The following is a 19,782-nucleotide window of genomic DNA, read 5'->3' on the forward strand; positions in this document are numbered from 1 at the left end:
AACAGAGCACTTGCAAGTACCAAGCCCCTGCAATGGCTAGTGCCACCCGCGCTTCTTGCGAGGTCGCAGCAATGTGGACGCGCTTGCAAGTACCAAGCCCCTGCAATGGCTATTGCTACTCTACCTCCACATCCTGTGGCTTTGCAACTCTTTTCCTGCCACTTTCCGCGAACCGGCATCCACAACACCAACGGGCTCGCCCATACCCCGCATAAAATCGTCTAACCTCTTGATTCCTCACACGCGCGAATCTGCCGACTCTGCGCCGTCGACTCCCTTTCGCGCGGCTGCACGCGCTTTCCGACCCGCCGCCATCTTCTGCGCCTTTTCCACCTTACGCTGCGCCGCTTCCTGCGTTTTGGTCAGCACGGTTTCCCAATACTCCGTCACCAAAGGCTCCAGATTTTCCTTTGCCAGCTTCCAGGCATTGGCCGCACCGTTCTTCTTGCGATCTACCGTGCTGCCGCAGTCTTCGCAATACAGCATCTGGCCATCTTCTGGGTCAGTAACCATCGACACGCCGCGACACAGCGCACAGGATTTGACCGTTTCCTCTCCCGACAAATGCAAAACTGCCGTCCCACACTTGCAAGCCGCCCAATGCAGCGCCGATTCCAACGAGTACAACGCGGCAATCACCCGCCCCGCTCGCGCCTTCTTCGCCAGATCCGTCTTTTCGCCGGTCAATTCATTCAGCTTTTCCGCCGCCTTTTTCAGGTCCGGCATCTCCAGCACCATAGCCTCATAGCGCCGCGCCAGATCCAGCGCCGTTTGACGGTAAAACGTCCCTCGCCGGTTCCGTGCCGACTTCGCCAAGTGTACCTGCTTCTGCCAACGCCGCTTGTCGGCCTTGCGCCAAAGCTCGAACCATTCCGGCATCGCATCCCGCAGGGCCAGTAAACCCGCCAGATAATGCAATCGATTGGCCGAGATATGTTGCGCTGGCAACCGGCGTAACTTCTCCCACAGCACCCGCAACGCATCTTCCTCTGGCAGATCGTCCGGCAATACCAGGTCCGCTTTCAGTCGTTGTACGATCGCATCCCGATTCGCGTCTCGGATTGCCTGGATCTCCGTGGATCTCCGCAAATCCTGCTCGATGGAAACGGGCAACGACAGAATGCTGGCATCCAGCGCGTCCCCGTTGTCCGACAGTCCGGCCAGACGCCGTCCAGCTTCATCAAAATTCCAGCCGATGTGGATAGCCAACAGCGGCTTGCGTCGCGCAAAATGTTCTACTCGCACGGGCTCTGGCAAACTGAGCAACAGTTGGAGACTGTACCGATATTTTGGCCCCATCACCTTGCGCACCAGACGCACCAGGGCGACACGGGCCCCCTGGGGCGGCTCCCGATCCACCTGTACCGTCCCTTGCGCGTAAATTCCATCCGTCGCCGCCCCCAGTCGAAACACAAAAGGCGTGTACGACCGTTTCCGGAACCCTTTCTTGGGATACTGGATGGAAAAATCTTTGCGCTTTCCGGTGAAAATATCCTCGACCGCACAACCGCCAGCATTACTAAATTGAATGGTCAACGTGTCCTGCGACTTCTCGGCACCCACCGCAAAACGGGGCGGACGCCCGCGCTGCATGGACTTTTGCCAGGCATGCAGCGCGGCTTCCAACACCTTAGGGAAGCTCGATTAACCCCCAAAAACACAACCGACTGGCACGGCGAAGCTCTCTCTGGCTCAAATCCGTCGGTTTTGAGCTGATATTTCCCTCTATTGTGGGCTTTTTAGCCCTATTTCCTGCCGCTCGGACAGACTACGCCCCCAAAAAGGCCAAACGACGCATGTTGTAGACAATGACCATCATGCCCATGGCGAAGGTGGCGCGGGCCTGACCGATGGTGCGGATTTTCTTCCCGCCCCACTGGGTGATGGCAGCAAAGACATGTTCCACCCGCGCCCGCACCTTGGCAATGCGCTGGTTCCGCCGCTCCTGACAGGCCGAGAGAGGCTTGCCGGGCTTTGCCTTGCGCTGGATCTGCGGGCGATAGCCTTGCTCCCGAAGGCGTTCCTCTCGTTCGGCCCCAACATACCCTTTGTCGGCATAGATCTCGGCACTGGTATTCCACTCGTCGAGCGCTGCTTCCAAGTGCTGGGAATCATGGACCTTGGCGGTATCGGCAATCCAGGTCCGAACGAACTTGTGCTTGCGATCCACGCTCACGGTGAATTTGTAGCCGTGGTGCGATTTGCCGTGCTTTTTGGTCCAGCTGGCATCTACGTCCTTCTGCCGCCGCTTGGTGGGCTTCCAGTCCGCAGGGACCGCGTCTTGTTCTAGCAGCGTCTTCTCCTCTTTCGTGAAATGCTGCTTGGGTGCCGGTACCAGAGTGGCATCCACGATCTGTCCCGCACGAGCCTCCAGCCCATGGGCACGAATCTGTCGGTCCAGATCGTTGAATAGAGCCGTAACCCCATCTACCCCGATCCGGTTTTCAAAGCTCCAGATGGTCGTGCGATCGGGGATGTTGCGGGAGTGCTCCAGGCCACAGAAACGCCGGAAACTGCGCCGATCCAAGAGCTGAAACTCCGTCTGCTCGTCAGAGAGGCCATGCAGGCGCTTGACCACCAAGACCCGAACCATCACCTCGGTAGGATAGGGAGGACGCCCACCTTTGGGCTGCTCCGGACGGGGAGCGATCTTTTCTACCGCCTGTGCCAAAGCAGAGAAGTCGACCACCGCCTCGATCTTCTGCAAGGGGTCACCGATGGCATTCGCCTTTTGGACATGGATCTCGTCTGCCAGAAGATCGTTGTTCACCGCCGCCCGTCGCGCAATCATCCCGTCTACCCCAATGCCATCTGACTGCCCGATATTCTATCAAAAACACAGGCGCGATGGGGTTTTTCGAGGCGCCCTATGGTAATAAAGCCCGCCTTCTTGCCCCGGTTTTCCACGGCAACCAGGATCGGTGTCTTGCCTTCGGCCCCTCGACCGCTCTTCCCGCCAGACCGGCGTCCACCGACAAAGGCATCGTCCAACTCCACCAGCCCTTCCAAGCGATACAGACTGTCGCGATCGCCCATGGCGCGACGCATGCGGCGCAACATCCGGTGAGCCGTGATCCAGGAGACCCCAATTTGCTTCGACAGCCGCAGGGCCGACAGTCCGCCCTTGTCGCTCGCCATCAAATAGATGGCCAGGAACCATTGCACCAGGGGCACATTGGACGAATGAAAAATTGTGCCGGCCGTCACCGACGTCTGATGGCGACAGTGCCCGCACTGAAAGAGTTTTCGTTCGGCAATCCAGTACCCGCGGTCATGGCCGCACTTGGGACATTGAAACCCCTCGGGCCAGCGCTTTTGTTTCAGCGCCTCCAAGCAGGCTTTTTCCGTGCCAAACCGCGCTTGCCATTGCAAAAGGTTCGTCGCTTCAGCTTTCATCTCAGATATCCTTTATCTATGTCTAACAAATAGTTGGAGCTTGTTTGCTGAGAATCGTTCAGAGGCATGTATAAAAATGACTACGGGTGACCGGTTTCTAGATCCACGGTTCTCCAAGCAGGATGATTTTTAAGCAGCGTCCGCAGGCGGAGCCTGATCCTGAGGTAGCTTTGCCATTCATGAGGTTGCGGGGTATCCTCCGACTGAGGAATAGCCGCAGGAGGCTGTAAGTGGGCGTTGCTGGACTCTGCTATCGGACTGCCCTATTCGTGGTCTCAAAATCCCTCGAGGGGCTACGAAAAGCTGGGAAGAGAGCAAAAATAGCTGCGCCTGCGCCTGTTTCTCGAGATTTTTTGCTCGAATTTCCCGATCAAAAGGGATTTCTCAATAATTTTCGGTGCCCTCTCAACCTCTAGTCCAACTTTTGGAGGCCCATTCAGACGCAGACCTAGGTGCTTCCCCTGATTCAGGACGGGAGTGTTGGGCAACGCTATCAGCCGCTTCTCCTTCCGCATACCGGACATTCTGCTTCAAGTAGATAGCCGAACCAAATGCCTTGACAATAGCTGCACCAATGTCCGTGAAAACCCACCCCGACACGGGAACCTGCGGCCAGGTGGCGGGCCATGGGTGAGTAGCCCAACTCCCGAAACGGCTGAGCTATGCTCGAATCTGGTGTACGGGAGGTCTACAACTAGCTTGAGGAGGGTGGCGCACTGTTGCTAGAAAAGGGTTTCTGGATCCGATTCGCAACGAATGAGGAGTGCGCCATGCAAGAGAGTACTGGTTTCGACGGAGGAATGGGAGAGTTGGGCCTGAACATCGAGGGCTTATTGCGGCGGTCCGCGCGCCAGCTGATCCAACAGGCCATCGAGGGCGAGGTGCAGGTGCTGCTGGAGGAGTATGCCGCGGTACGCATGGTCGATGGTCGCCGGGCCGTCGTGCGGAATGGATATCTGCCGGAGCGGGAGATCCTGACAGCGGTCGGCCCCGTGCCTGTACAGGTCCCCAAGGTGCGAGACCGCTCCGGTTCGGGCGTGGTCTTCCGTTCTTCCCTGGTACCGCCCTACGTGCGCAAGTCGCGGACCGTGGCCGCAGCGCTCCCCTGGTTGTACCTGCACGGGGTATCGTCGGGACGGATGCACGAGGCGCTGTCTGTTCTCCTGGGCGAGGAGGCCAAGGGGCTTTCTCCGGCCGTGCTGGGACGCTTGAAAGTCGAATGGGCGCAAGAGCATGCCCAATGGCAGCGCCGGTCTCTACAGGGAAAACGCTACGCCTATTGGTGGGCCGACGGGGTCTATACCCAGCTGCGGGCGGAGGACGATCCCCGGATGTGTCTCTTGGTCATTATTGGCGTGACGGCCGAGGGCAAGAAGGAGGTCGTGGCGGTCACCGACGGTTTACGGGAGTCCAAAGCCTCCTGGCTAGAGATCCTGCGGGACTTGCGCGACCGCGGGCTGCAGGAGGCGCCACTACTGGCCATAGGAGATGGGGCGATGGGTTTCTGGGCCGCCCTGGACGAGATTTACCCACAAACCCGTCATCAGCGCTGTTGGGTGCACAAGACGGCCAACATCCTCAACGAGCTACCGAAGCGCCTTCAGGGGAAAGCCAAGGCCGCCCTGCAGGCGATCTGGATGGCCGACACCCGTGAAGCTGCGGAGAAAGCCTGGCAAGCCTTCGTGCGGGACTACCAGGCCAAATATCCCAGAGCGGTCGCAAAGCTCGAGAAGGACCGGGACGTGCTGCTGACCTTCTTCGACTTCCCGGCAGAGCACTGGCGGCATATCCGCAGCAGCAACGCCATCGAATCGACCTTCGCCACCGTACGGCAACGCAGCAGCCGCACTAAAAACTGTGTCTCTCGAGCCACTTTCCTTGGCCTGAGCTACAAGCTCATCCAGCAGGCAGAGAGACACTGGCGCGGGATTCAGCATCCGGAAAGACTGCGCGAGCTCTTTGCCGGGGTGACATTTGTCGATGGGATGCCTGCCAACGAAACCCGGCTGGATCCTCAACAGGACGCCGCCTGAATCGTGTTAGCAAATGCTCATACACCAATCTTGACCATAGCTCGAAACGGCTTCGTCTCTTGATATCCCTTTGTTCGCAGAGAAATGACATTACATGCAGATACCTTCTTCTCTCTTTTCATCGGAGCAACCTCCAAGATTGTCATGGCAACCACTATGGCAACATCATAGTCGCTCTGTCGTAGTAGTTCCATGCATTGAATACGTCCGCCGTCTTTGGCTCCCGGGTTGATGGAGCACCCGGAAGAACCCAGCCAGCGGGTTTCGTACGAGATCATCTACCGGTACATCTATGCGCACCCGGCGAGTGAACTCAAGAAGCTGCTGGTGGAATCCTTGCGACAAGGCCACCAGAAACGCCGTCCACGCAGCCGGGGCAAGGACCGTCGTGCTGGACTTCGGAACCTGCGTTCCATCCGTGAGCGGCCACAAGAGGCACAGGCTCGGGAGATTCCTGGCCACTGGGAGGGAGACCTCATCAAAGGTGCCTACAATGGGAGTGCCATTGGTACCCTGGTAGACCGTAGCACCCGTTTCGTTATCCTGGCCAGGGTGGACGACTTCACGGCCGAGGCTGTGCTGGAGGGCTTCACCAGACGCCTGCGTACCTTACCAAAGGCGCTGCGCAAGACCTTGACATACGACCAGGGCAAGGAGATGGCGCGACGTAAGCGGTCGCTACGCGGCGTTCTTCAGTGACGGCCGCGGATGCGATACAAATCCGATCGTAGGGGATTTGGGGCGAAGCGTTCTTTCCACCATCTCGGGGTAAGTTGGGCCACATCCTTGGCGGGGTGTGTGGCAACGCGCTGCAGCACGTCGACGAGGTAGTCGTAGGGATCGATGCCCTGGAGGCGACAGGTGCTGAGGAGGTTTTGGACGATGCCGAGATGCTCGGCCCCTAATTCCGTCCAACAGAACAGCCAATTTTTCCTTCCCACGGCAATGGGTCGAATCTGTCGTTCGATGGCGTTGGTGTGTGTGCCTTTCTAAGGCACGGTTGTTCCGTCGGTAGCCAATCCGACCCGGCTAACTCTCGCTCCAGCCGGAAGCACTTGGGGCGGTCCAGGAGGTAACAAATGGGCTGAAGCACTCCAAGAATGAGCCTCAATAGGAGGTCAGCGGACCCTGCGGGCCGCAACGTGAGTAAACACTGAGCAGGCCTCGAAAAATCGTTGCAGAAGCCGACCCGCCACACTAACGGGGAAGGCCGTGGTTCCTTGGGAAGCGAGCGGGAAATGCACTAAGGGATTCTGCCGGGGTAGTGGTGGCAGCACGCAGGGTAAAGAGCAGCTGTGCAACAAGGGAAGTCCGCCTGGGTTCCCCACTGGTAATGAGGAAACGTTGGCCCCGTGAGGGGCGGGAACGGCCCAGCGGATGGCGGATGGGCCCGCAGTAGCGACGAATCCTGGTAACGCGGGTGGAGCGAAGGGGCCCTGTTCTGGAAGAGGTGCAACAAGTGGCAAGAGCAGGAAGATTGGCCAGTGGCCTAGGAACTTCTAGTAACGCCGTTCAGACGCTACAGACGGCACTACAGGCGAAAGCCAAGGCAGAACCGACCTTTCGGTTCTACAGCCTCTGGGACAAGATCTTTCGTCAGGACGTCCTTCGGGAGGCCTACCGTCGCTGCCGTGCAAACCACGGCGCGCCGGGGGTCGATGGAGTCAGTTTTGCGCAGATCGAGGAAAGAGGTGCGGAATCGTGGCTGGGAGAGGTACGGCAGGAGCGGATAGACGGGAACTACCGTCCGACAGCGAAAGGCCAAGCCAAGGAAAAGAACGCCGTCCGGCGATCGCTTACGCGCGACACAAAGAGCTGGAGAAGCGAACCCACCTGCGGGAGTACTATGCCGACCCGCATGGGCCCTAGTAGCGGCCTACGAATGAAAACACCAATGGCCTGCTGCGTCAGCACATCCCGAAGGATACGGACATATCGGTATCCTCCCAGCGGCGTTTGACCAACGTGGCAGAGGAACCGAATAATTGTCCCAGAAAATCTATGGGGCTTCGAAAACCAGCCGAAGTTATTGCCTTGAAAATAATAGAGTTAACTAGCGGTGGTGCGCGTCAGAATTGAAACCGCTAACCCAAACCCTGCGGCTACCAAACCAACACGAAATACATCAATATGGCTTATCAGATCTTTGGTAAGCTGGATCTCAGACACCCACATGAAACGCCGAGTAACCTGATTAATTATCTAGCTCGGGATATTATACCTCTTTATTTTATTTGCCAGCCCAACCCGTGACAAACCAAGATAGTTGGCTGCTTTGCTCTGGTTCCCGTGGAATCGAGATAACGCAGATGAAACCAACGTTTTTTCCAGGGATTCCACTTGCTCTTTTAGGGATCCCGATAATTCGGACGTTGAGATGACCCGATTGTGCTCGATGTTATTACGAATGGCGGCAGAGAGTTGCTGGGGGCCAATTGGCTCACCATTTGGAGTTAGAGCAATTGCTCTGCGCACTTCGTTTTCCAATTCTCTAACATTTCCAGGGAATGCATAATCGCGCAGCATTTCTTGTGCTGCGTTCTCGAAGCCTACATATTTTTTCCCAAGAGAGGCGGCGAATGATCGTGCGAAGTGTTCGGCTAGCATCAGTATATCGGCAGGTCGTTCGCGTAAGGGTGGAATCTTTATTTCTATTCCTTTAAGTCGATAGTAGAGATCTTTCCTAAATTTCCCTTGATCTACCAGGATTTCTAACGATACATTGGTGACCGCGATCACGCGGACATCCGCTTTATGAGCGCGATCGCTCCCTACTGGCTTGATTTCTCCTGATTGTAAAAAACGTAGTAAACTTGCTTGTAGATGTTCGGTCATACCTTCAATTTCATCGAGCAATACCGTCCCGCCATCGGCAGCAGAAAAGAGTCCCAAACGATCACTGATAGCCCCTGTGAATGCGCCACGGCGATGGCCAAAAAGCTCAGAATGGAGTAATTCCGGGGGGATGGAGCTACAGTTTTCCGCAATAAATGCTTGGCTTTGCCGTCTACTATGGTAGTGGATACCACGCGCAAGCAGCTCCTTTCCGGTTCCAGTCTCACCGTATATCAGCACTGGAAGGTCAGTTGCTGCTGCCTGTTTGGCCAGATTACAAACATCCGCCATTGCTCGACTACAGTAGAACAGATCGCTGAATTTTTCTTGCGGATTGGACTCATCCGAATCCGTGATGTTAATATTCCCGGATTTTAGCAGTAACTCATGGCTTAAGCGTCGATAAGAGCTTGCTAGTTCGTTATATTCAACTGCACGTTTAAGGCTGATGGCGACGAGATCCGGAATAAGCGGTTTGCGTAGATATTCATATACCGCCGCGACATAAAGCGCATCGTGGATGGATCGTGAGTCGGCAGCCATTCCAGATAAAAACCGAAGTGTTGCAGGCTGCTTTGTGCGCAGGGCAAAGAGGCATTCACTTCCCGTCATGTCGGGCAATTCTTCATTGCAAATAACCGCATCGACATGTCGTGTCGCTATGATTTGTAGAGCAGATGCCGCGTCATTGGCGACGACACACTCGTAGTGTGCTGACAGCTGCAACGACAGGTTCCGCGCCTCTTGGTCATCGGGGAAGACCAACAAGAGTACGGGAGAAAGGGGGAGGATAGGAGTCATCACCGTTCCGACTGTAAAGACTGTTTGCAAACATCATAGCAACTTTCTTTGCTGCAAGGCAAGAAGACGGGCGGATGAGCAGATGTAGCTCATAAGAAACAGATAGTTACAATATGGTATCGTTCTTGCATTACCAGTTGGGCACACCAATGGTGGTGATTGCGTCGATAAGGAGGACTTCCCATGGCAAACCTTCTCTGGCTTCAGGGTGGTGCCTGTTCTGGAAACACCATGTCGTTCCTAAATGCCGAAGAGCCTAGCGCCTGCGACCTGGTAACCGATTTTGGTATCAATGTGCTTTGGCAGCCGTCGCTTGGAATGGAATTGGGCGACAACGTGCAAAAGATTTTGCGCGATTGTGTCTCCGGGGCTATTCCGCTTGATATCTTTGTTTTCGAGGGTACGGTGGTCAATGCACCTAACGGGACGGGAACTTGGAATCGTTTCGCAGGTCGGCCTATGAAAGAATGGGTCAAGGAACTTGCGGGGGCTGCTCAGTATGTTGTAGCACTTGGTGACTGTGCCACATGGGGTGGTATTCCGGCGACGGCACCTAACCCTAGTGATTCTCAGGGGTTACAGTTCCTAAAGAAGGCGCATGGGGGATTTCTGGGCGCCAATTACCGCAGCAAGGCGGGTCTCCCGGTCATCAACATCCCTGGCTGCCCCGCTCACCCTGATTGGGTTACTCAAGTATTGGTTGCGGTGGCAACAGGTCGAGCCGGAGAATTGGCCCTAGACGACTTGCAACGGCCAAAGACGTTTTTCAAGAGCTTTACTCAGACCGGTTGTACTCGCAATATGCATTTCGCCTATAAGGTATCGGCGACAGAGTTTGGGCAACGCAAAGGATGCTTGTTCTACGACCTGGGGTGCCGAGGCCCGATGACCCATTCGCCCTGCAATCGTATTTTATGGAATCGACAATCTTCGAAGACGCGGGCTGGTATGCCCTGTCTGGGCTGTACGGAGCCGGAGTTCCCTTTCTTCGACCTCGCACCTGGATCGGTATTCAAGACGCAAACCGTTATGGGTGTGCCGAAGGATCTCCCGGCTGGTGTTGATAAGGGCGCCTATATTAAGCTTACCGCGGCCGCCAAGAGTGCATCTCCGGCTTGGGCTGAGCAAGATATTTTCGTGGTTTGATCTCTGACGGGAGAATGCAATCATGGCAACAGCAGTTGAAACACTAGATATCAGTCCGGTCGGCCGGGTGGAAGGCGATCTCGATGTACGCGTAGATATCCGTGATGGTGTCGTCGTAGAGGCCTACACTCAGGCCGAACTTTTTCGTGGATTTGAGGTAATTCTGCGGGATAAAGATCCACAGGCGGGCTTAGTTGTCACCCCGCGAGCTTGTGGCATCTGCGGTGCGTCCCATCTGACCTGCGCTGCATGGGCTCTAGATACGGCATGGAAAACCCAAGTGCCTCGTAACGCAATCTTGGCACGCAATATTGGGCAGCTGTCCGAGAGTCTGCAGAGTATTCCCCGCCACCACTACGGCCTTTTCATGATCGATGCCGTGAACGAAAACTATCGGCACAGCAAGTACTATGAGGAAGCGGTAAAACGTTATGCGCCATTCACTGGAAAAAGTTATGAAATCGGAGTGACTATTTCTGGTAAGCCGGTAGAAATCTATGCGCTATTCGGAGGGCAGTGGCCACACTCCAGTTATATGGTTCCAGGTGGGGTGATGTGCTCGCCCACGCTTTCGGATATCACACGATCCTGGTCAATCCTTGAATATTTCCGGACAAACTGGCTGGAGCCGGTGTGGCTAGGATGCTCGATGGAGCGCTATGAAGCAATTAAATCCTATGACGACTTCATGGCTTGGCTCGAAGAGCGGCCTGAGCATGCAAATTCGGATTTGGGAATGTATTATGGTATCGGTAAGGACATTGGCCTGACGAAATTTGGCGCGGGTTTGGGGAAATACATTACTTGGGGTTATTTGCCCGACGAGGATCGCTATCAGCGTCCGACGATTGAAACCCGGCAGCAATCTGTGTATATGAAGGCCGGAGTCTACGACGCCAAGACCGACAAGTTCTATCCAGTGGACCAAGGAGTTACTCGCGAATCCACAACCCACGGATGGTACGACGAAGGCGCAGATCCCGTACATCCATTTAACCGCACAACTCGGCCGATGCAGGCGAATAATCGAGATTTTAATGGTGCATACAGCTGGTGTACTGAGGTAGCTCATGAACAGCTTGGCCGTCTTGAAGCTGGTCCGCTATCTCGCGAGTTGATCGCGGGCGGCAACCTTGGTGAGTCTTGGCAACATTCGGATCCCTTGGTGCTGGACATGTACAAGAAGATGGGACCGAGCGTATGGCTTCGGCATTTTGCGCGGATGCACGAAGCGTGCAAGATCTATCGCCGGATCGAACATTGTTTACGGGAATTCCGGCTGGATGAGCCCTTTTACATCAAGCCTAAAGAGCAAGATGGTCAAGGATGGGGAGCGACCGAGGCGATTCGTGGAGCGTTGGCCCATTGGATCGAGATCAAAGGTGGTAAGATCAGCAACTACCAGATTATCGCTCCAACGACGTGGAATGTCGGGCCGCACGACGCTCGTGGCGAGCGCGGGCCAATAGAGGAGGCTTTGATCGGTACGCCGATCNNACGCCAAGACCGGTAAGGAACTAGCGCGATTCCGGACAGCATAGCGGTATCCTGTTCCGTCTTTACGCTCTTGACCCGCATAGCTGGTCAAGAGCGATCAACGGCAAAAAAAAGGACCGCGATCATGAAAGACAACTTTCAAAACGAGGAACGAATCCGAAGGGAAATAGCTCGGTTACTGAAATCTGGACTAAAAACAGAAACGGCGCCGTTTCCAGAAGATAGCGTGGCGTTCGCTGCTATTCTGAGCCGTATTCGAGATGAAGCGGGCAATGATCTTGAAAAGAAACTAATCATAGGTGGCTTTACGAATTATCCAGTAGGAGAGGATAGACAGCGCTGCCAAGAATGTATGTATTATCTAGTGCATCGACGGTGGTGCGATCTTCCGGAGTTGGATGTGCCAGTGGAGCCGGATTGGTGGTGCAGGTTGTGGCGGATCTGACGCGCGATCGAAGATTTGTCGGAGACGCGATGCTTGGTGTAAGTCTAAAAACTGGAGACATTAATGAGCGATGAACCTATGCCTAATAGCGCAGAAGATAGTCGATTGCGGCAGGAAATAGGAGAGCTTCTGCACGCCGGCTTAACGACGGAAGTTGAACCTCGGGCCTATGAATTTGAGTTGATTCAGAGAATTGTGGCAGAACTACAGGACCTGCCCCGATCCGATCTCAGAGGGAAACTTGTGAAAGCTGGATTTACCGCAGAGCCATATCGCGGTGACGAAGGGATAGAAGAGGCTTGTGAAACCTGTATGTATTACCTATCGCAAAGGCGATTTTGTCAGTTACCAGAATTAATGCTACCAGTTGAGCCGAACTGGTCCTGTCGCTTGTGGCGAATATGAAAAGACGTATGGTCATTGGTTGCGGTAATCTATTTCGGCGGGATGACGGGATTGGGATTCACGTCATAGAGCGACTACGTAAGGAGCAGGTTCCGAACGATGTCGAGCTCTTCGATGCTGGAACTTCCGGACTAGAGATCCTTTTCCAGGCTCGTGACTGTCATGAACTAATCATCATTGATGCATGCCGCAGCAAGAGCGAACCGGGTGCTGTATTCAAGGTGCCTGGGAGCGAGCTGCCGCTGTCTTACACACCCACGCTTACCTTGCATGACTTTCGCTGGGATCATGCCTTGTACGCAGGTACGCGTCTATTCGGAGAGAACTTTCCGAAATCCGTCACTGCATTTCTCATAGAAGGAAGTGACTTTGGTTTCGGTGATAACCTCAGTAAGGAGGTTCGTCATGCGCTTCCTATAGTGGTCCAGCAGGTTTTAGCCTTTTTGGTAGCTCCTCAAGAGACTTGCAATGGAAGACTTGACCCAAGTGAAACTTGAACTGCCGCTTCGCCGGGGGTTCCTTCAAATCCCGTTCCAACCTCATCAACACTACCTTGGGGGGTGTGAGGTAGTGGCTTTCCTTTGGTGTGACCCGTGGATTGAATGTATTCCGTTGCACAACGAGGCGGTGGGAGGATTCCTGTTGAAGGTGTGCAACCGAGACGGGGACCGGGCGGTAGATCTTCGTGGCTTTCTCCGCGAATGCATGCTCGATGACTCTGTTGATCAGATATTGTCTTTTTCTTGGAACGCCAATCACGTCGCGTGGCGAACGCGATGGATTTCCGGAACCAAGCGATCGCCGGGCCCGGCGGACAAAAGATAGTTTTCACTATATGCAACCCTAGTTGACACGCGACTTTTCTTCGAGTAACCTTTTACTGAGGGCTTTGTTTTTCAGGACCGGGCGTTACTCATGGGGTGCAACATGCCGGAAACACGAGCAACTACGGACTTCAACTCTGCAATTCGAATAGCGCGGGATCCCCGGATTCCTGCTGGGGAGCGTGCAGAGATGCTGATGGAGATTGCGCTTGGTCTGCAGCGGAGGCCCCACGAACCTACCGATCTGGCCTATGCAAATGATCTTTACAATGAAGCTTTGCAGATCTGTCCGAAGGATGACCGGCTTCTTTATGGCCGCCTTCTGGCCGGCCAGGGCAGCGCGTTAATGGCTATACCAGAAGGTCATGAACTTTTGCAGCAGGCTCTGGAGCGATTCCAGTCGGCAGAGGTGACGCTGCGGGATCTGGCGACACCGGAGGAACTTGCTGAATTGGAGATGAATATAGGCTTGGTTTTGCAGACCTTGGCGGTGGAAGGTAAAGCCCATTTTGCAGATGCTGTTCGTCGCTATCATAGCGCACTTAAGATATTTACTGCGGAAAATCATCCCCGAGAATTTGCGATTATTCAGAACAACATAGCAACCGCTTATCTGTCGATGACCATGGGAGAAGAGGCGGGTAAAATGCGCGAGGCGCTTGCTGTGCAAGCCTACGAAGCGGCTCTCAAAGTCCTTCGATTGGAAGACCATCCTAACGAATATGCTATGCTACAGAATAATCTAGGCAATGCGTTGCAGTATGCGAGCAGCTCCCACCCTGTAGAGAATAATCTCCGAGCGGTGCAGTGCTATGAAGAGGCGCTCAAGGTGCGTACTGCCACCGATCGTCCACTGGAATATGCAAATACGATAAGCAATCTAGCAAATGCGTTAAGTAATTTACCCGACGATTCTGAACGACCAGAACTTGGACAGTCGAAAAATCTTGACCGAGCCCGGTACCTCTATGCTGAGGCGGAAGCGATATTTCGAGAGCACGGTGAAGTAGCTAAAGCTCGGCTGGTAGCCGAAACGCTCCAAGAGATCCGAGAGTATATGTTTGGCGCAGACCGTGTACACTAAGTGAAAGGAGAGTGTCTCTATGTTTATATATCCCTTGAGTTTTTCCGGAATGACCATAGCCTGGATCATGGTTGGCACACTTTTGGGCATGGTTGCGGGCGCTGTATCGGGAATGGTAATTGGGGGAAAAGCCTTGGGAGATTATAAACTAGCAGCAATGATGGGCAGCATGTACTCCACTATGCCCGTGTTACCTGGGATAGTAATCGGCGTTATCGTTTTGGCCATCTGTTAAATCATCTGATTGCCGGAGATCGCAAAAATGTGGGATATGGTTTGGAATTCTGCGGGATTATTCCTTAGGGGAAAACTGTTTAAGGATACGCGGAAGGTCTTGTTGCTACTGCTGGCCAATATCGTCCTTGCCGCGATTCTGACCGTAGCGGTCTATGTGGCTACCAGCTCGTTTGCTTTGGCATGCATTATCGCAGGAGTCATATCCGGGGCACTGCAGCCGTTGTTGTTCGCTAAACTGAAGTACGCTTAGTATGGATGCGCGGCCTCAAAATGCCAACACGTCGCTGTCTGAACCATCCGGACAAGCCCGGGTCGGTGAGATGATCGATTGCCGAGATCTTGACGTAGATCTGGCTCAGATTGGTAGCCTCGAAAAGGTACTGGATGGGTGGGATGAAACCCAGAAGCGCACTGTGAACGCGTTGCTGAACGCGTGGGAGGATGTCTACCGAGAGGCCTTTCGAAGACTAATTCGTAGCCTTCGTGAAAATCCTGAGACGTTGGTCGTGCTACGGGGCGCAGCGCAGGATCCATATCTTTATGCCGTGTTGCGTAGCCTTGGTCTAGTTAAAGCTTCCTTGCAGGAACGTATTGAATCAGCGCTGGATGGTGTGCGGCCAAGTCTCGAAGGGCATGGTGGTAACGTGGAATTGGTGGAAGTGCGCCCTCCAGATACCGTCGTCTTGCGGCTGCTGGGCTCTTGTCACGGTTGCCCGTCCTCTTCACTTACCCTCAGCGAAGGTGTGGAGCGGGCGATTCGAGAAGCCTGTCCAGAGATTGTTCATATTGAAACAGCCAACCAAAATATCACCAAGACAGCGGAACCCTCCTCCGGCATACAATACATTAGTCCCTTCGCGATCACTGGTCGACATCGCTGGGTTTCTCTCTTTCCGCTAAGCGATCTGCCCGTCCGCCAGACGATTTCTCGCGAATTTGGTCGAGAATCCCTAATTTTCTGGAGAAATAAACAAGACGTGGTGCGTTGTTACCGTAATGCTTGCGGACATCTAGGATTGCCGTTAGATGGTGGCGATGTTAATCGCGACGGAGTGCTTACCTGCCCGGCCCATGGCTTCCGCTTCCACTTGGATAGCGGGGAGTGTTTGACGGTACCCGAGATCCAACTTGATGTTCGCGCAGTGCGTGTGCTGAACGGAATGGTTCAGGTGCGGAAGGAGGATTAGGTATGGAGCAGTTCGTATCCTTGCGCCAGAAACACATATCTGCACGGTCAGGAGGTCGTGCCGCAAGCGCGGCTTTTTTGCTCTCGAGTGGTGCGCGAGTTATTCTCGGTGAACAAATGCAGCCGAAGGGTGTTGTAGGTGCTGTTGTGCCTAGTCGGGAAACCCTCTTTGGGCCCAGAGGTGCGGCTGTCACAGCGGACGGCGCTCTTTGGGTATGCGATACAGGTCATCATCGCCTCTTGGGTTGGAATGCGTGCCCGAAGGTAGATGGACAGGGTGCCGATCATATAATTGGACACGCCGATTTTTCTTCGGAAGGGCGTAATGGGCACAGTGATGTAGGTGTGACTACACTTAATGTCCCCACGGGTATAGTCGGTATTGGACAGGGCTTGGCGGTAGCCGACGCTTGGAACCATCGTGTTTTGATCTGGCGAGAAGCACCGCGCAGAACCCAGCAACCGGCTGATTTGGTCCTGGGGCAAGCCGATTTTTCGGGATCAGAGATAAATCGTGGGAATAATCATCCTTCTGCGAATACCTTGTTCTGGCCATACGGGGTGCACTGGGATGGCGAACGCCTTTACGTCGCGGACACCGGGAATCGACGGGTGCTTTGGTGGGACGGATTGCCCGTTAGAAACGGCCAGGCTGCAGACGGTGTGCTCGGCCAGCGTGACTTTGTTTGCCGCGACGAGAACGCCGGTGGTGCTCCCTCCGCTATGAGTATGCGGTGGCCGCACGCAGTCACGCGACTCGGTTCATATTTAGCTGTCGCTGACGCTGGTGACAATCGTGTTCTGATTTGGTCCCACCTACCTGCTACCAATGGACAGTCCGCGGATTTTGTTCTCGGACAGCGCGACGCTACAGCGGATGCGCATAATCAGGGGGAGTACTATCCAACCGCATCCAGCTTCAATATGCCCTACGGAATCAGCGCCTTCGCTGATCTTCTGGTTGTGGCGGATACTGCGAATAGTCGCCTATTAGGTTGGCGCGTGGATGAGATAGCAGAAGGAGCTCCGGCATCGGTATTGGCTGCTCAACCAGATTTTGGTAGCAAAGGTGATAATCGTTGGGGGACCCCCCAGCGCGATAGTTTATGTTGGCCCTACGGTATTCAGGCTGCAGGCTCCACTCTTATTGTGGCCGATTCCGGTAACAACCGAGTACTGCTTTGGGATCGACTAGCATGAATACCGTATTTGCTGATGAGCCGCATGGTGAGTGCATCCGTGTGCGTGGTCTGGTGCAGGGGGTGGGATTTCGTCCTACCGTCTGGCGCTTGGCGCAGGAGCTAGCTCTTACTGGAGAGATCCTTAACGACAGCGAGGGGGTCCTTATTCGAATCTGGGGTGAAGCAGAAGATCTGAAACGTTTCCTGCCGTCCTTGTTGGAATCTCTCCCACCTCTTGCACGCATAGACAAACTCGAATGCTCTGACTGGGTGGTTGGAAAACCGCCAGACTCTTTTCGGATTATAGCAAGTGAACGTGGAGCTATCCATACTGGTGTATTACCGGATGCGGCGAGTTGCGACGATTGCGTGCGCGAGACTTTGGATCCTTTCAACCGGCGCTATCGGTATCCCTTTACTAACTGTACCCACTGTGGTCCTCGGTTTTCTATTCTTCGTAAGATCCCCTATGATCGTGCGAACACATCTATGGCGCAATTCCCTCTGTGCGAGGATTGTCGATCTGAATATGAAAACCCTGACGATCGGCGCTTCCATGCTCAGCCTACTGCTTGTCATGTTTGCGGACCCAAAGCAAGATTGCGCCGCCAAGATGGTTCGCCTTTCAGTCTGGATCGCTTTACGTCCCTTGACGATATAGACGCCGCCGCAAATCTCCTCCGCACTGGTGAGATCGTGCTTATCAAAGGGATTGGCGGTTTTCATCTGGCTTGTGATGCAGCGAACGCAAGTGCTGTAAACAGATTGCGTGAACGCAAAGGTCGTCCGCATAAACCTCTGGCGTTGATGGCTCGGGATATTGAAGTCATCGCGCGTTACGCCGAGGTTGGCGAGTTAGATAGACGGGCTCTGCTCTCTAAAGAGGCCCCTATAGTTCTACTCAAAAGACGAGAGCCGTTATCGCTCCCCGACAGTGTTGCTCCTGGGATGTGTCGGCTAGGGTTCATGTTGCCGTACACACCGTTGCACCACCTCCTGTTACGCCGCTGGGAGCGTCCCATTGTCTTAACCAGCGGCAATCTGACGGATGCGCCCCAAATCACAGATGAAGTTGAGGCCATCGAGGCGTTGGACGGTATTGCAGATTGGATATTGTCTCACGACCGGACGATCGTAAACCGAGTAGACGATTCAGTCGCAGTCGTCGCCGCAGGTGAGTTGCGTCTCCTGCGCCGCGCACGCGGATACGCTCCCGCCCCCTTGTCCCTACCGGAAGGTTTTTCCGGACTGCCGCAGATCTTGGCGCTCGGATCTGAGCTCAAGAACACTTTTTGTTTGATAAAGGACGACCAAGCCATTCTTTCACAACACATGGGTGACCTCGCCGATGTTCGGGTATGGGAGGAATACCAAATCCAATTGGCTCGCTATAGGGATCTCTTTGCTCATGAACCCGAGCGAATTGCTATTGATGCACATCCCGGCTATCACGCTAGCCAGTTGGGTCAGAAGATATCTGAGGAATTGGGCTTACCCTTGGATCAAATCCAGCATCACCACGCTCATGCGGCAGCCGTCTTAGGTGAACGAGCTATTCCCATTGATCATCCACTAATTCTCACCGTGGCTCTGGATGGTCTGGGTTATGGTCTGGACGGCGCTTTATGGGGAGGAGAGTTGTTTCTAGCTAATTACCATCGTTGTCAACGTATAGGTCGTCTGCTTCCGAGTGCTCTACTTGGTGGTGAGCAGGCCATGCGTGAACCATGGCGCAACACTTTGGCTCAGATCTTTTTGAGTATCGGATTAAAGAACTTTATCGAGGAATTCCCTGATCTTGCGATTACCGATTGGTTGAAGAAACAGCCGCTTGCCGTCTACGAGCACATGTGGCGGCAAGGAACCCGAGCGCCAAGTTGTAGCTCCATGGGACGGCTTTTCGATGCGGTTGCGGCAGCCTGCTCGTTAGCTCCAGAGCGTCTTAGCTTTGAAGGGCAGGCAGCCATGCTTTTGGAGGCAGCTATCGCCCCGGGGATGATAGAGAAAATCGACGACGGAGCATACCTATTACCGGTTGTGACCGATGGGGGGCTCTTAGGCCTTGATCCCCGCCCATTATGGCAGCCGTTACTTAGTGATCTTCGCCGAGGTCTCGAGTTATCCGAGATATCTGCGCGCTTTCACGTAGGCCTAGCGCGGTCGTTGTATTCCTGGATAGAGGAGGGCTTTCAGCGTGCGAACCCAGACAGTCGAAAAATTGTGCTATGCGGTGGAGTATTTCAGAACGTAACGCTCTTGGAGCTCCTGCAGACCCAGTTGCAAGACAGTGGTTTTGAGGTCCTGGCTTCCGCTCGGCTGCCCGCCAATGATGGCGGACTTTCTTTCGGCCAGGCATTGGTCAGCGCTGCCCGCGCTTTATCTGATAAGCGCGCCCAAACAGAAAGGAGAACGCCATCATGTGTTTAGGTATCCCTGGAAGAATTACCCGTATCGTCAGTACACATGAGAAACGAGCCGAGGTAGATATCAATGGTGTGCGACGTGAAGTAAATGTGGCTTGTATTGTCGATCACGATCATCCGCTGGAAAGCTGTATAGACGAGTGGGTCCTCGTCCATGTCGGTTTTGCGATGAGCCGGATCAGTGAGGAAGAGGCTCGTTTGACCCTGGAAGTATTAACCGAACTTGGAGAGGCCCAAATAGAGATGGATCGTATACGAGACAGTCAATCGGTGGGATTGGCGAGGTAGA

The 19,782-nt window shown here is 54.4% G+C and carries 13 protein-coding genes and 4 pseudogenes; 12 read left to right on the top strand and 5 right to left on the bottom strand.

Annotation, left to right across the window (positions count from 1 at the left end; genetic code table 11):
- Positions 1-237 precede the first annotated feature (237 nt).
- The 3 genes and pseudogenes from ACAty_RS07745 to ACAty_RS07755 form a co-directional block, all read right to left on the bottom strand.
- Positions 238-1,629, bottom strand: coding sequence for a transposase (locus tag ACAty_RS07745; RefSeq protein WP_004872439.1), 1,392 nt, complete (start codon positions 1,627-1,629; stop codon positions 238-240).
- A 139-nt stretch (positions 1,630-1,768) separates the two neighbouring features.
- Positions 1,769-2,788: an IS5 family transposase gene (locus ACAty_RS07750; protein ID WP_153801847.1), complete on the bottom strand. Its 1,020-nt coding sequence runs from the start codon at positions 2,786-2,788 to the stop codon at positions 1,769-1,771.
- A 47-nt stretch (positions 2,789-2,835) separates the two neighbouring features.
- Positions 2,836-3,396, bottom strand: a pseudogene (locus ACAty_RS07755) (IS1595 family transposase); the annotation flags it as partial.
- Positions 3,397-4,166: 770 nt separating this feature from the next.
- Here ACAty_RS07755 and ACAty_RS07760 point away from each other — a divergent pair.
- On the top strand, positions 4,167-5,429 hold the full coding sequence (locus tag ACAty_RS07760; RefSeq protein WP_004868469.1) for an IS256 family transposase: 1,263 nt from the start codon (positions 4,167-4,169) through the stop codon (positions 5,427-5,429).
- 231 nt (positions 5,430-5,660) lie between these two features.
- A pseudogene (locus tag ACAty_RS07765) lies at positions 5,661-6,119 on the top strand (IS30 family transposase); the annotation flags it as partial.
- 2 nt (positions 6,120-6,121) lie between these two features.
- On the opposite strand, the pseudogene ACAty_RS15265 reads toward ACAty_RS07765, so the two are convergent.
- Positions 6,122-6,406 (bottom strand): annotated as a pseudogene (locus ACAty_RS15265) (transposase domain-containing protein); the annotation flags it as partial.
- Between the two features lie 790 nt (positions 6,407-7,196).
- Here ACAty_RS15265 and ACAty_RS16420 point away from each other — a divergent pair.
- A pseudogene (locus tag ACAty_RS16420) lies at positions 7,197-7,508 on the top strand (transposase); the annotation flags it as partial.
- A 123-nt stretch (positions 7,509-7,631) separates the two neighbouring features.
- On the opposite strand, the gene ACAty_RS15270 reads toward ACAty_RS16420, so the two are convergent.
- Positions 7,632-9,065 carry a sigma-54-dependent transcriptional regulator gene (locus tag ACAty_RS15270; protein ID WP_004872443.1) on the bottom strand — a complete coding sequence of 478 codons (1,434 nt, stop codon included), beginning with the start codon at positions 9,063-9,065 and terminating at the stop codon, positions 7,632-7,634.
- A 183-nt stretch (positions 9,066-9,248) separates the two neighbouring features.
- Between ACAty_RS15270 and ACAty_RS07775 the strand changes: the two genes are divergently transcribed.
- The 9 genes from ACAty_RS07775 to ACAty_RS15295 all read left to right on the top strand — a co-directional run bounded on the left by ACAty_RS07775 (position 9,249) and on the right by ACAty_RS15295 (position 19,781).
- Entirely contained in the window at positions 9,249-10,211 is a 963-nt protein-coding gene (locus tag ACAty_RS07775) for an NADH-quinone oxidoreductase subunit B family protein (protein ID WP_004872444.1), read from the top strand.
- Positions 10,212-10,233: 22 nt separating this feature from the next.
- Entirely contained in the window at positions 10,234-11,724 is a 1,491-nt protein-coding gene (locus ACAty_RS07780) for a nickel-dependent hydrogenase large subunit (RefSeq protein WP_082179247.1), read from the top strand.
- A gap of 108 nt (positions 11,725-11,832) precedes the next feature.
- Complete coding sequence (locus ACAty_RS15275; protein WP_082179248.1) at positions 11,833-12,153, top strand: hypothetical protein; 321 nt, start codon at positions 11,833-11,835, stop codon at positions 12,151-12,153.
- 401 nt (positions 12,154-12,554) lie between these two features.
- Positions 12,555-13,055 (top strand): hydrogenase maturation protease, encoded by a 501-nt coding sequence (locus tag ACAty_RS07785; protein WP_051620752.1) that lies wholly within the window; start codon positions 12,555-12,557, stop codon positions 13,053-13,055.
- A 517-nt stretch (positions 13,056-13,572) separates the two neighbouring features.
- Entirely contained in the window at positions 13,573-14,466 is an 894-nt protein-coding gene (locus ACAty_RS07790) for a hypothetical protein (RefSeq protein ID WP_226830127.1), read from the top strand.
- Between the two features lie 488 nt (positions 14,467-14,954).
- A complete protein-coding gene (locus ACAty_RS15285) occupies positions 14,955-15,890 on the top strand; it encodes a NifU family protein (RefSeq protein ID WP_082179249.1) in 936 nt (311 codons plus the stop codon).
- 116 nt (positions 15,891-16,006) lie between these two features.
- Positions 16,007-17,089, top strand: a complete 1,083-nt coding sequence (locus ACAty_RS15290; RefSeq protein ID WP_226824490.1) for an NHL repeat-containing protein — start codon at positions 16,007-16,009, stop codon at positions 17,087-17,089.
- Entirely contained in the window at positions 17,086-19,497 is a 2,412-nt protein-coding gene (hypF, locus tag ACAty_RS07805) for a carbamoyltransferase HypF (RefSeq protein ID WP_004872449.1), read from the top strand. Before ACAty_RS15290 ends, hypF begins: the two co-directional genes overlap by 4 nt.
- On the top strand, positions 19,488-19,781 hold the full coding sequence (locus tag ACAty_RS15295) for a HypC/HybG/HupF family hydrogenase formation chaperone (protein ID WP_004872450.1): 294 nt from the start codon (positions 19,488-19,490) through the stop codon (positions 19,779-19,781). The genes hypF and ACAty_RS15295 overlap by 10 nt, the downstream gene beginning before the upstream one ends.
- The last annotated feature ends 1 nt before the right edge of the window (position 19,782 follow it).

Source organism: Acidithiobacillus caldus ATCC 51756 (assembly GCF_000175575.2).
Taxonomy (GTDB): Bacteria; Pseudomonadota; Gammaproteobacteria; order Acidithiobacillales; family Acidithiobacillaceae; genus Acidithiobacillus_A; species Acidithiobacillus_A caldus.

Coding starts and splice junctions, on each gene's coding strand:
- ACAty_RS15295 (WP_004872450.1), top strand. CDS start 19,488: ATGTGTTTAGGTATCCCTGGAAGAATTACCCGTATCGTCAGTACACAT.
- ACAty_RS07760 (WP_004868469.1), top strand. CDS start 4,167: ATGCAAGAGAGTACTGGTTTCGACGGAGGAATGGGAGAGTTGGGCCTG.
- ACAty_RS15275 (WP_082179248.1), top strand. CDS start 11,833: ATGAAAGACAACTTTCAAAACGAGGAACGAATCCGAAGGGAAATAGCT.
- ACAty_RS07775 (WP_004872444.1), top strand. CDS start 9,249: ATGGCAAACCTTCTCTGGCTTCAGGGTGGTGCCTGTTCTGGAAACACC.
- ACAty_RS15285 (WP_082179249.1), top strand. CDS start 14,955: ATGGATGCGCGGCCTCAAAATGCCAACACGTCGCTGTCTGAACCATCC.
- ACAty_RS15270 (WP_004872443.1), bottom strand. CDS start 9,065: ATGACTCCTATCCTCCCCCTTTCTCCCGTACTCTTGTTGGTCTTCCCC.
- ACAty_RS07785 (WP_051620752.1), top strand. CDS start 12,555: ATGAAAAGACGTATGGTCATTGGTTGCGGTAATCTATTTCGGCGGGAT.
- hypF (WP_004872449.1), top strand. CDS start 17,086: ATGAATACCGTATTTGCTGATGAGCCGCATGGTGAGTGCATCCGTGTG.
- ACAty_RS15290 (WP_226824490.1), top strand. CDS start 16,007: ATGCAGCCGAAGGGTGTTGTAGGTGCTGTTGTGCCTAGTCGGGAAACC.
- ACAty_RS07790 (WP_226830127.1), top strand. CDS start 13,573: ATGCTGATGGAGATTGCGCTTGGTCTGCAGCGGAGGCCCCACGAACCT.